We start from the raw sequence: 12957 nt of genomic DNA on the forward strand, positions 1-12957 counted from the left end.
CTTACGCCAGACGTGGGTTTACTTTTTCAGGGTTGATGTTGTATTTTTTGATTGCTTCTTCAACAACCTTCACATCAATCTCACCACGTTTAGCTAATTCACCTAATGCAGCAACAATCACATAAGAAGTATCAACTTCGAAGTGGTGACGCAGGTTTTCACGGCTATCAGAACGACCGAAACCATCTGTACCTAATACGCGGTAATCATCTGCTGGTACATAAGTACGAACTTGTTCAGCGAACAGTTTCATGTAGTCAGTAGAGGCAACAGCTGGTGCATCATTCATAATTTGAGCGATGTAAGGTACACGCGGTGCTTCAGATGGATGTAACATGTTCCAACGTTCACAATCTTGACCATCACGAGCCAATTCAGTGAATGAAGTTACGCTATAAACATCAGAACCAATGCCGTATTCAGCAGACAGGATTTGTGCTGCTTCACGAACGTGACGTAGAATAGAACCAGAGCCCAGTAATTGAACTTTACCTTTCGCGCCTTCCAGTGATTCCAGTTTGTAGATACCTTTACGGATACCTTCTTCAACACCGGCTGGCATTGCTGGCATATGGTAGTTTTCGTTCAGTGTAGTGATGTAGTAATAAACGTTTTCTTGTTTATCACCATACATACGTTCTAAACCGTCTTGCATGATAACAGCTACTTCATAAGCGAATGCTGGATCATAAGAGATACAGTTAGGAATAGTCAGCGATTGAATATGACTATGACCATCTTCGTGCTGTAAACCTTCACCGTTAAGTGTTGTACGACCTGAAGTACCACCTACTAAGAAACCACGAGCTTGTTGGTCGCCTGCAGCCCAGCATAAGTCGCCAATACGTTGGAAACCAAACATTGAGTAGTAGATATAGAATGGGATCATTGGCAGATTGTTAGTGCTGTAAGATGTTGCAGCTGCTAACCAAGATGCGCCAGCACCCAGTTCGTTGATACCTTCTTGCAGAATTTGACCTTTAACGTCTTCTTTATAGTAAGCAACTTGCTCACGGTCTTGAGGCGTATATTGTTGGCCATTCGGGCTATAAATACCGATTTGACGGAACAGACCTTCCATACCGAAAGTACGTGCTTCGTCCGCAATAATTGGAACTAAACGATCTTTGATAGATTTATTTTTCAACATTACGTTCAGAGCACGAACGAATGCGATAGTTGTTGAAATCTCTTTAGATTGTTCTTCCAGTAATTGGCTGAAATCTTCCAGTGCTGGGATATCCAGTTTTTCTTCAAAACGTGGACGACGAGCTGGTAGGTAACCACCTAAATCCTGACGACGTGCGTGCAGATATTTGTATTCTTCTGAGTCTTTATCAAAAGTAATATAAGGCAGGTCTTTGATTTGCTCATCAGCAACAGGAATATTGAAACGATCACGGAAATGGTGAACGCCATCCATGTTCATTTTCTTAACTTGGTGAGCAATGTTTTTACCTTCTGCCGTTTCACCCATACCATAACCTTTGATGGTTTGAGCTAAAATAACAGTTGGTTGATTTTGAGTGTCTTTTGCTTTTTGGAATGCTGCAAAGACTTTCTTCGGATCGTGACCACCACGGTTTAATGCCCAGATTTCATCATCAGTCATATCTTTAACTAATGCAGCTGTTTCTGGATAACGATTGAAGAAGTGCTCACGAACATAAGCGCCATCACGAGATTTAAATGTCTGGTAGTCACCATCCAGAGTTTCATTCATTAATTGAATGAGTTTACCTGAAGTGTCTTTACGCAGAAGCTCATCCCAACGATCGCCCCACATTACTTTGATAACGTTCCAGCCAGCACCCGCGAAGATACCTTCTAATTCGTTAACAATTTTGCCGTTACCTGTAACTGGGCCATCAAGACGCTGCAAGTTACAGTTAATCACGAAGCACAGGTTGTCTAATTTTTCGCGAACTGCGATGGTGATAGCACCTTTAGATTCTGGCTCGTCCATCTCGCCATCGCCTAAGAACGCATAAACAGTTTGTTTAGTCGTATCTTTTAAGCCACGGTGATTCAAATATTTCAGGAATTTAGCTTGGTAAATTGCAGATAGTGGTCCCAGGCCCATAGAAACTGTTGGGAACTGCCAGAATTCAGGCATTAATTTAGGGTGCGGATAAGAAGATAAACCTTTACCACCAATCTCTTGACGGAAGTTGTTCAATTGCTCTTCAGTTAAACGACCTTCTAAGAATGCACGAGCGTAGATACCTGGGGAGATATGGCCTTGGAAGTAAACCAAGTCACCGCCATCAGTTTCATTTTGCGCGCGGAAGAAGTGGTTAAAGCACACTTCATATAAAGTTGCAGAAGATTGGAATGACGCCATGTGTCCGCCGAGTTCCAAATCTTTTTTGGATGCACGCAGAACCATCATTACTGCGTTCCAGCGAATAGCAGAACGAATACGACGCTCTAATTCCAGATTGCCAGGGTAAGCGGGTTCATCTTCAGCAGGAATGGTATTGATATAATCGCTGTGTACAGAACCGCCTAAAGCGATATTAAGACCACCATTACGGGCTTGTTTTAATACCTGATCAATCAGGAACTGTGCACGCTCAACACCTTCTTCACGGATGACCGAGTCGATCGCTTGTAACCAGTCGCGAGTTTCGATCGGATCCACGTCATTTTTCAGCATATCTGACATGGTGTATTCCTTATCTGTTATCTGTTTTTAATGGTTATGGGAGCCTATCTTCCCGTTATACCCATCTGATATGACGGGAAGATAGGCCCTGCTGTTATTACCGCTTCCCCTGAAAATCACAGGGCGATAGGTAGTACAGACTCAGCGGTCAGGATCTGTGCTACTAAAATAAATCAGGATGTTGTTGTAGCCGGCGCAGAGAGCGCTCACGGCGAGTATGTTCACGACTCATATCCAACAAAACATCTTCAATAAAGGCCAAATGGCGATGTGATGCTTCACGCGCAGCTTCTGGCTCTCTATTAATAATAGCCTGATAAATTTGACTACGATGCTCACTTACTGCAGTTAACATCTCTTTACGAGTATAAAGAAACTCAAAATTCTGGCGGATATTTTGCTCAAGCATTGGCACCATGCATCGTAATAGATGCAATAAAACGACATTATGAGCAGCTTCCGTTACAATTAATTGATATTGCAATACAGCTTCAGACTCAGCGGCTAAATCACCCTTTTCATGAGCTTTCAAAATGCAATCATGGCTAGCTTTGATACGATCAAGATCTTCATCAGTACCACGTAATGCGGCGTAATATGCGGCAATACCTTCAAGTGCATGACGAGTTTCTAAAAGATCAAATTGAGATTCGGGATGTCCGCTAAGCAGTTGAGCTAAAGGATCACTAAAACTTTGCCAGAGATTGTGCTGAACAAAAGTGCCCCCGCCTTGGCGACGGAGTAAAAAGCCTTTAGCTTCTAATTTTTGGATAGCTTCACGCAATGAAGGGCGAGATACATCAAATTGTTTCGCCAGCTCACGCTCAGGTAAGAGTTTTTCTCCCGGGCGCAGAGTACCTTCTAAAATCAGATGCTCAAGCTGTTGCTCAATAACATCAGAAAGCTTAGGTTGGCGGATTTTTGTATAAGCCATATTGCTGGAAGCCATTATTGGATAACTATTACCTTAGTGATTGAGTTGTCAATTGGTAATACCAATTTAATATAACGGATAATAAAGTAACAAAGTATTCACTAACTGTCCATACAGTTGTTGAGCGAAATCATAAAAACCTGCAAACTTTAACAAATTATTTTAAAAATTCATCAAAAGTGATAACTAGATCGCATTATCTAGAAACGTTAAAAATAAATTTTTTAACGTTTTTTAAACACATAAACAGTCAAACTGAAGCGTGACAGCAGTACAATTTTGAATTTAAATTCTAATTAAGTGCATTAAAACCCAGCTCAAGCGGTTATTTTGTTAACAAACTGCGGTAATAAGCCCAATCAAAGTGAGGCCCTGGATCGGTCTTTCTATTTGGAGCAACATCACTATGTCCAGTAATGTTCTCTTTAATGGCTGGATAAAGAGTAATAAGCGATTGAGTTACCTTCACTAATTGTTGATATTGCTGCTGGGTAAAATCGCACTCATCAGTACCTTCAAGCTCAATACCGATTGAAAAATCATTACATTTTTCTCTGCCTTTATATAAAGAAACGCCAGCATGCCACGCTCTCTCAGTAAAAGGCACATATTGCACAATTTCTCCATCACGCCGAATCAGGCAATGAGCCGACACTCTTAAGCTAACAATCTCACTAAAAAAAGGATGATCTTGCTCTGATAATGTATTGGTAAAAAGTTGGTCAATATAAGGCCCACCAAATTCACCAGGAGGTAAACTGATATTATGAACAATTAATAAAGAAGGGAGCTCTCCTTCAGGTCTCTTATCATGATTAGGTGAAGGAACCTGTCTAGCATCGATTAGCCAACCTTGTTTAATTTCCACATCAACCCTCTTTTATTTTGTTTTGCTATTATCAATAACTCTATTAACTCATACTCATCAATAAATGCGAACTTTCCCTCAATAATAAAAGTTAAATATGTATATCTCCCTTTTCTTTTCGATATTTTACTCAAACTTTATCTTATCTATTCGCTAATAAAGTCTTTTTTTTTTCATACTTCTAGTGTCTATTACTCAAGGAGGACGCTAGATGAATGCACTTAATTATCACTCTAATGAAAATGGTTTTACCCTTATGGAACTTATGATTGTGATTGCTATCATCTCAATTTTAAGCTCAGTGGCTATTCCTGCCTATCAAGGTTATATCCAAAAAGCCGCATTAACCGATGTCTTACAAACACTGTCTCCCTATCGTTCTGCGGTAGAATTATGCCGTTATGAAAATGAACCTCAACACTGTAATTCTGATTCCTCTTTTATGCCGCAACAATTTCGTAGTCGATATTTATCCGATATAAATGTGTTACACGGTGTGATTAGTGCAACAGGGAAAACTCAGCTTGATGGTCTGACAATCACAATGTCGTCAGAGAAAGGAGTTAACGACCTCGTTCCGGTATGGAAAACACAATGTTCTACAACAAATCTTACGTTGCAAAAACAGTGTAGTGAGATTTTAAAATCATATTAGTGCTTTTAAATAAAGGGAGCACTCATATCGAGTGTTCCTATTGCGCACTTTAAACATTGAAGACAACACAAATAAGTCAGAAAGTATTAAAGAGGTGAAGAATGGATATCACACACTCTGCAACAGAATTTATTGAGCATCTATTACGTACAAGTATTTTAAAGCGTGTCTCTGATTTACATATAGAGCCACAGCAAATCAGTGTAAGAATTCGAGCCAGAATAGATAATCATTTATATCTATTTTCGCCACCTCCAAATGAATTCTCTGAAGAAATAGTGACTCGCTTAAAGGTACTCGCTAACTTAAATATTGCAGAGAAGCGATTGCCTCAAGATGGGCAGTTTAATTGGTCTTATCATGAAAAAAACTATTCAATACGAATTGCGACACTTCCCACATTATATGGCGAAAAAGTAGTTTTACGGCTTATCAATAATTTACAACAACCGGAATTAAATCACCTGGGCTTTCAACCCTCACATTTAACGCTATTAAAAAAATATTTAAATTTACCGCAAGGAATGATTTTAGTTACAGGGCCTACGGGAAGCGGAAAAACGCTCACACTATATAGTTGTTTACGTTATTTAAATAAAGAAAACCTAAATATAAATAGTGTTGAAGATCCGGTTGAATTACCTCTAAAGGGTATTAATCAGATCCAAATTTCCGAAAAATCAGGGATCTCATTCACAACAATATTACGGGCATTACTACGCCAAGATCCTGACATTATTATGGTAGGTGAAATACGTGATCAATCGACTGCTGAAATGGCAATAAAAGCAGCACAAACAGGGCATCTTGTATTATCAACCTTACATACTAATTCGGCTTCATCCACATTAATGCGTCTATATAACTTAGGAATTGAAAAAGATCTTATTCACTCCTGTGTTAGCTTAATTATTTCACAACGATTAGTTCGTTGTTTATGTCCACTCTGCAAAATATGTCTACCCAATAAACAGCATATAAATATAAACAAAGAAATGATCGAAATACCAAACTGGCAAGCTGTTGGTTGCCAGCAATGCTATTCAGGCTATAACGGAAGAACGGCTATTTATGACTGCTTTGAGCCCTTAAAACAAACTCTCTCATCCCCTTATCACTTACTCTATTCCGGCATTTCATTAATTAAACAAGGAATAACGACACTTGAGGAGGTTTATCAAACACTAGGAGATATTGAATGAGATTACAGCTAATTTATCGCTATGATGCATTAACTTATCAAGGAGAATGGTGTACAGGAAAAATACTGGCATCCTCTAATAACGAGGCATTTATTAAACTAACACAACAACAAAAACTCCCCATAAAAATACGTTTATTCAAAATTGTTTTATTTCAAGATACTGATAAGCAATATCGAATTCAATTCTTCGAACAATTAGCTCTATTACTTCATTCAGGTTTAGCACTTCTTCCTGCATTAACACTATTAAAAGATGAATGTCGTTACTCACATTGGCAATGCGTATTAGAAGATATCATTTTCAACTTAATACAAGGAGGTTCTTTTTCTAAACAATTAACTCGTTATCCGCTTTATTTCCCAATTACATTGAGTCGCTTTATTTTTATTGGTGAAGAAAGTGGAAAGTTAGATGAAGTTATTACGCTTCAAATAATACAATTAAAGAAACATCGAGAGATTGTTAAAAAAATCAAAAAAGCCTTTAAATACCCAACCTTTTTACTCACTGTATTAACTTTGATTACCAGTATTATGTTGCTCTATGTCTTACCTGAATATCAGTCTTTATACAGTGCCTTTAATACAGAACTTCCAATTTTAACACTCACTTTAATTACTTTTTCGCAATGGCTTACTGATTATATTAGTATGATAGTGTTTATCTTTATAGGATTAATAGTTGCTTATCGCTTAATTCGACACTCTTTTTCACTATTATATTTTGTTGAACAAACCTTTTTTCTTCATATTCCTTATTTAGGTAAGCTTTTAAAGTATCAGCAATTACACCTTATTTTTCAGATAATAAGTATTACACAACAAGCTGGATTACCTTTATTACAAGGTTTAAAAATAGGAATAGAACAACTTACACACCCTATTTATAAGCAAGTACTTTCTCAAATGAGCGATCACATTATGCAAGGTAAATCGTTGAGCTTATTTATGAAAAATGAACCTCTTTTTACGCCTATTTGTTATCAATTTATCAGTTGTGCAGAAAACTCGGGACAATTGCTCTATTTTTGTCAGCAATTAAGTGATTGGTTTTATCATCAACTCGATGAGCAATTAAACACCATTAGTGCTTGGCTAGAGCCAATATTGATGACAGTTGTTGCATTGATTATTGGCACATTAATCATTGCTATGTATCTTCCTATATTACAGTTAGGTGATACTATACAATGAATCACAAATTTTATGAGTAACATGCTGTTACTATGTGTAGCACTAACTTATTGATTAATGGTAATTCTATTACGCATTATGAGGTAGGATGTCAGGGTAGCAGAAAATCATCTATCATAATAACCGAATAAAACCCAAATATTGCGGTTATTATCTTGTGATAAAAACAAAATTAGCCTTTAGAATACCTAGACTAATCGTAAATTTTAATTCATTAAAAACAGATAAACAAAAATGGCTTATACAGTTGCTCTTACAGGCGGAATAGGCAGTGGTAAAACAACCGTTGCCAATGCTTTTGCCTCATTAGGTGTACCGCTTGTCGATGCTGATGTTATTGCTCGATTAGTGGTAGAGCCTCGATCTTTAGGGTTAAATGCATTACATCAGCATTTTGGTGACTGCATTTTGCTACCTGATGGTTCATTAAACCGAGCACAGCTGCGACAGATTATTTTTGAAAATAATGAAGAAAAAACTTGGGTTAACAATCTTCTTCACCCATTGATACAGCAAGAGACTCAAAGACAAATACAACAAATTAAAGCGCCCTACTTTATTTGGGTTGTTCCATTATTAGTCGAAAATAAATTAATGCATCTCGCCTCTCGTGTTCTTGTTGTCGATGTTACACAAGAAGAGCAAATAGAAAGAACTATAAAACGAGATGGCGTTAGTCGAGAGCAAGTTCTTAATATTTTAAAAGCTCAAGCTCAAAGACAGGAACGATTAGCCGTCGCTGATGATATTATTGAAAATCACGATAATAGCCAAAATATGATTGGAAAAGTTAAGCAACTCCATCAGCATTACTTAGAATTAGCTCAACAAGCGTTACAGGACAATTGCCATGAGTGATGACATCACAACAATCATCTTCGAACATCCCCTCAATGAAAAAATGCGTTCATGGCTTAGAATTGAAAATTCATTGATTCAAATTAACAGTTTTCGTGCAATTGATTCATTACCCACAGCACTCTCGTTTTTCCGTGCGATATCAGAATTTATTGAAGTCCTTGATCGTGGTGAAATCCGTGCTGAATTACTTAAAGAATTAGAAAAAAGACAAAAAAAATTACAGCAATGGCTTTCATTTCCTAATGTTGATAAAGCGATTGTCACTCAGATTATTGATGAATTAGCTGAAAATGCAGCCGTATTAAGTAAAGCCCCTCGAATAGGTCAGCATTTAAAACAAGATAAAGTCATTAGTTTAGTCAAACAGCGTCTAAGTATTCCTGGTGGATGCTGTAATTTTGATGTACCAGCATTACATTTATGGTTAAGTTTACCTCAAGCAACTCGTGATGAAAGATTACAAAGCTGGCTGGCAGGTTTATTACCATTACAAAATGCATTAAATAGTTTGCTCATGCTTATTCGCCAATCAGATACATTTAAGTCCGCTCTTAGTCACCGTGGTTTTTACCAAGACAGCGCTGAAGATGGTGAATTGCTACGTCTTAAGATAGCCATTGATCACCAAATCTATCCTCAAGTTTCAGGGCATAAAAATCGCTATGCGATCCGCTTTTTACCACTTGATAGTGAAAATGGAACCGTACCTCTAGAGCTACCTTTTGAGATCGCTTGTTGCTAACATTATGTTTATTGATATGAGCATAAATAGCACCAATGAGATCTAGGAGAGATAATGAGCGAAGAATTAATTGTAAAATGTCCAACCTGTCAAACAGAAGTTGTTTGGAATGAAAGTAGCCCTTATCGCCCTTTTTGTAGTAAGCGTTGCCAACTTATTGATTTAGGCGAATGGGCTGATGAATCAAAACGCATTCCAAGCCAAAGCGATATTAATGACAGCGATGATTGGAGTGAAGCGCCACAACAAGAGCCTAAATACTTTTAATATGCCAATCTGAACATAAAAAATAGCCACTCGACTGAGTGGCTATTTTATTTATAGGTGCTTATTTAGCACTATTCTACTTTTGCTTACTTTTGCAATAACGCCACAATAGTACGGTTAGCAGGCGGAAAATCATCGGCATTTAACGATCCAATCGATGTCCACTTGAATTCTTGACCCTCTTTACCATAGGGCTCATTATCCCATTGCGTGACTAAGAAAAAGGATAAGGTAATGTGTCTATCTGGAAAATCATGCTCTACTGTTTCAAAAAGTGAGCATTGCGTTACATCAATACCAATTTCTTCTTGTAACTCACGTACTAGCGCCTGCTCTGGAGTCTCTTTATCTTCTAATTTCCCCCCCGGAAATTCCCAAAACCCTCCCATGTGCGATTTTAGAGGGCGTTGGGTGATAAAGACATTATTGTGTTGATCACAAATAATACCCGCAGCAATATGTAGCTTCTTTTTATCCATCATAGACAACCTATTGAATAGTCACGTTATTATAACAACTTAACGATATTATAACGTATATCCAACGGTGCTACTCTGGTTTTCTTTCCCTGACTATCTCAATTAATTAACGATAAATAGGTAAGAAACCGAACTGTGCTAATGTTTGGCAAATAATCCCTACTGCACCAAAAGCGATAACAGCATAAATTAATCCTTTGCCACCCCACACTTTGAAACCTGAGTTTGGAAATTTCTCGCGTGCTTTCAGTGCCATAACCGCAGGACAAATAATTGCCCATACACACGCGGCAGTTCCTGCATAAGCAATCGCAATTAAAAACCCATTAGGGAAAAGTAAACATAATAGTAACGGTGGTGTAAAACATAAAACGCCAGATTTTAAGCGCCCTGTTTTGTTATCTTCAAATTTTAGTGATGCTAAAATATAGTCGAACAGACCAATCGCTACCCCTAAAAATGAACAGAATACGGCACTAATAGAAAACCACAATAAAAATCCTTCAATATATTTACTGTTTAATACAGTATATAAAGAATCAATAAAGGCATCTAAGTTACCACCCTTTTGGATAATTGTAATAAATTGCTCACGAGGTAAATTCCCCATCGTACCAATCATCCAAAGTAAATAAATTACCAGTGCTAAAACACAACCAATAACACAACTTTTTACAACCTTTCTTTCATTTTCATGATAGAGCTTATAAAGGCTACAAACATTACCATGATAACCAAAAGAGGTGATAGCATAAGGAATAATGATAAAAATAAAAGGATAAAGATATAATTGACTTTTACCTTCAAAGGTTGCAGTAAATAATAAATCACCTCTCGCTTTAAAGAATAATCCCGAGAACGCCAACACAAATAGAACAATCTTAATAAATAAAAATATTGAGGTTAAGCGACTTGCGCAAGCACCTCCCCACCAGATTGTAGCCCCTAGTAAAATAGTAAATACAAAGAATATCACTCTAAGGTTTAAATTAAGACCATATAAAGATGAAGCTTCATAAATGACCGAACCTGCAGCAGAGATATAAGCATAAATTAAGATATATAATACAAATATCAAAGACGCATTCGCAAGATAACACGCCCATTTAGGTAATAACTCTTTCGATATATGAAAGTAGTTTGTTCCTGCACCATATTTAGATATACATTCAAGAATATAAATTCCAGAATGAAACATAAAGAAACAGACAATAAATAATATAAAGAGTGAGTTAATAAACCAAGCACCAGACATTATTGTTGGCAGGCTAAACATTCCCGCACCGATCATCGCGCCGCCCAACACAAATCCCCCTACAATAATTGAGGGTTCTTTATTTACCGACTTATTTTCCATTTTTTAGTCCTTACTGAAATAAGGATAGGGCTCTCGCATTGCACGAGAGCCATTATTATTGTGGAGTATTATTTATTTGATAGGTTTTAATCTAGCAGTAAAGTGTCTTAATACAGGTGGTTCATATTCGAACTCAAGACCTTTAAGCGTTTTAAACTTCTCTTTTAAGCCAATAAGTGCGTCAGCAATATAATCCATATGGTCGTTAGTGTAGACACGACGTGCAATGGTTAAACGCATAAATTCCATATCTGCATGTTTTTGCTCACCTGTTGCAGGATCACGACCTAATAAGAACGAACCGATTTCAACAGCACGAACACCAGACTCTAAGTAAAGTGCGTTAATGACAGCTTGAGCTGGGAATTGATCGCCCGGGATATGCGGTACCAGTTTTTTACAGTCAACGAAAACAGCATGTCCACCAGTAGGATATTGAATCGGAATGCCCGCTTCACGTAAACGGTCACCTAGATATTGAACCTGACCAATACGATAGTGCAGATATTCTTCCTCAGTACCTTCTTCTAAACCTTGTACCATTGCAGCCATATCACGGCCAGCTAAACCACCATAGGTAACAAAGCCTTCCATTGGTACACAGCGTTGTCTTGCTAATGTGAATACTTCTTCATTATCACGAATTGAGACTAAACCACCAATATTTAACAGTGGATCTTTTTTCGCTGACATTGTTAATGCATCAGCGTATTTATACATATCTAGAATAACTTCTTTGATAGTCGCATTTTTATATTTAGGATCACGCTGTTTAATGAAATACGCATTTTCACAATAACGCGCTGAATCCATCACAACAAAAATACCGTGCTGTTTTGCGATTTCGTAAACTTCTCTTAAATTGTCCATTGAGACAGGCTGACCACCAGCACTATTACAGGTCACTGTTGAAACAATGGCAACAACGTTATCAGCACCATGTTTTGCAATATTTTCTTTTAATTTAGCAATATCAAAATTGCCCTTCCAATCATCATAGGTTTCGGAATCAAACGCTTTCTCAGTAACAATATTAATTGCTTTACAACCATTTAATTCAACGTGTGCTGCTGTGGTATCGAAATGGAAGTTAGAAATAAATACAGGGTTTTTCGCTTTTCCATCTTTTTGTTTATATTTTAATAATACTGGGAAAAGAATATTTTCAGCACCACGTCCTTGGTGAGCAGGAATAATATAATCGTAGTTAAATAACTCTTTGGCTTTATCTTTTAAATCATAATAGTTTCTTGAACCTGCATAAGCTTCATCACCAGTTATCATTGCTGCCCACTGGTGATCACTCATTGCGTTAGTACCAGAGTCTGTTAATAAATCAATATAAACAGCATGACTTGGTAATAGGAATGGGTTATATCCTGCTTCTTTTAATGCAGCTTCACGTTCTTCTCTTGAAGGAACACGGATTTTTTCTACCATTTTAATGCGGAATGGTTCTACGATTCTTTTAGCCATGATAATACCTTTAATATATTAAATAATAAAATTAGAATAAATAAAATAATCTTCCCATTTAAATTAAACGGAAAAAGAGTATTAAATTATTTTGGATGGATATAAAAAAGGATTATTTTTCAGGAAAGTAGAAGGCGAGTTCAGAATCAATATTAAACCATTTCTTCAATCTGAAGAAACCTCTTAATACTATCAAAACATTAAATGATGAGAACATACTTTAACCCTTATAGTCAGGAAATAGTACAATTT

Annotated in this window: 13 protein-coding genes; 6 read left to right on the forward strand and 7 right to left on the reverse strand. The window is 37.1% G+C overall.

Going from position 1 to position 12957, the window contains the following annotated elements; translation table 11 throughout:
- Nucleotide 1: 1 nt before the first annotated feature.
- The 3 genes from aceE to ampD form a co-directional block, all read right to left on the reverse strand.
- Nucleotides 2-2668 carry a pyruvate dehydrogenase (acetyl-transferring), homodimeric type gene (gene aceE / locus NBG71_RS08960; protein WP_075670828.1) on the reverse strand — a complete coding sequence of 889 codons (2667 nt, stop codon included), beginning with the start codon at nt 2666-2668 and terminating at the stop codon, nt 2-4.
- A gap of 163 nt (nt 2669-2831) precedes the next feature.
- Nucleotides 2832-3602 (reverse strand): pyruvate dehydrogenase complex transcriptional repressor PdhR, encoded by a 771-nt coding sequence (gene pdhR, locus NBG71_RS08965; RefSeq protein ID WP_075670940.1) that lies wholly within the window; start codon nt 3600-3602, stop codon nt 2832-2834.
- 325 nt (nt 3603-3927) lie between these two features.
- Nucleotides 3928-4470 (reverse strand): 1,6-anhydro-N-acetylmuramyl-L-alanine amidase AmpD, encoded by a 543-nt coding sequence (gene ampD, locus NBG71_RS08970; protein ID WP_075670826.1) that lies wholly within the window; start codon nt 4468-4470, stop codon nt 3928-3930.
- Between the two features lie 211 nt (nt 4471-4681).
- On the opposite strand from ampD, the gene ppdD reads away from it, so the two are divergent.
- From ppdD to yacG, 6 genes are all read left to right on the forward strand, one after another.
- Nucleotides 4682-5125 carry a prepilin peptidase-dependent pilin gene (gene ppdD, locus NBG71_RS08975; RefSeq protein ID WP_109419758.1) on the forward strand — a complete coding sequence of 148 codons (444 nt, stop codon included), beginning with the start codon at nt 4682-4684 and terminating at the stop codon, nt 5123-5125.
- 101 nt (nt 5126-5226) lie between these two features.
- Nucleotides 5227-6327 (forward strand): ATPase, T2SS/T4P/T4SS family, encoded by a 1101-nt coding sequence (locus NBG71_RS08980; protein ID WP_075670822.1) that lies wholly within the window; start codon nt 5227-5229, stop codon nt 6325-6327.
- Nucleotides 6324-7523: a type II secretion system F family protein gene (locus NBG71_RS08985; RefSeq protein ID WP_223672387.1), complete on the forward strand. Its 1200-nt coding sequence runs from the start codon at nt 6324-6326 to the stop codon at nt 7521-7523. The genes NBG71_RS08980 and NBG71_RS08985 overlap by 4 nt, the downstream gene beginning before the upstream one ends.
- Before the next feature lie 234 nt (nt 7524-7757).
- Nucleotides 7758-8381 (forward strand): dephospho-CoA kinase, encoded by a 624-nt coding sequence (gene coaE, locus NBG71_RS08990; RefSeq protein ID WP_075670818.1) that lies wholly within the window; start codon nt 7758-7760, stop codon nt 8379-8381.
- On the forward strand, nt 8374-9126 hold the full coding sequence (gene zapD, locus NBG71_RS08995) for a cell division protein ZapD (RefSeq protein ID WP_075670816.1): 753 nt from the start codon (nt 8374-8376) through the stop codon (nt 9124-9126). The genes coaE and zapD overlap by 8 nt, the downstream gene beginning before the upstream one ends.
- Before the next feature lie 54 nt (nt 9127-9180).
- Nucleotides 9181-9393 carry a DNA gyrase inhibitor YacG gene (gene yacG, locus NBG71_RS09000; protein ID WP_075670814.1) on the forward strand — a complete coding sequence of 71 codons (213 nt, stop codon included), beginning with the start codon at nt 9181-9183 and terminating at the stop codon, nt 9391-9393.
- 86 nt (nt 9394-9479) lie between these two features.
- Here the strand turns inward: yacG and mutT are convergent, their stop codons facing one another.
- The 4 genes from mutT to tnaC form a co-directional block, all read right to left on the reverse strand.
- On the reverse strand, nt 9480-9872 hold the full coding sequence (mutT, locus tag NBG71_RS09005) for an 8-oxo-dGTP diphosphatase MutT (RefSeq protein ID WP_075670812.1): 393 nt from the start codon (nt 9870-9872) through the stop codon (nt 9480-9482).
- A gap of 106 nt (nt 9873-9978) precedes the next feature.
- Nucleotides 9979-11229 (reverse strand): aromatic amino acid transporter, encoded by a 1251-nt coding sequence (locus NBG71_RS09010; protein WP_099659318.1) that lies wholly within the window; start codon nt 11227-11229, stop codon nt 9979-9981.
- Nucleotides 11230-11301: 72 nt separating this feature from the next.
- A complete protein-coding gene (locus tag NBG71_RS09015) occupies nt 11302-12705 on the reverse strand; it encodes a tryptophanase (RefSeq protein WP_075670808.1) in 1404 nt (467 codons plus the stop codon).
- A gap of 112 nt (nt 12706-12817) precedes the next feature.
- Entirely contained in the window at nt 12818-12922 is a 105-nt protein-coding gene (gene tnaC, locus NBG71_RS18860) for a tryptophanase leader peptide (protein ID WP_075670806.1), read from the reverse strand.
- Nucleotides 12923-12957: the final 35 nt, after the last annotated feature.

It is taken from the genome of Proteus sp. FZP2095 (assembly GCF_023701425.1).
GTDB classification, from domain to species: Bacteria; Pseudomonadota; Gammaproteobacteria; order Enterobacterales; family Enterobacteriaceae; genus Proteus; species Proteus cibarius.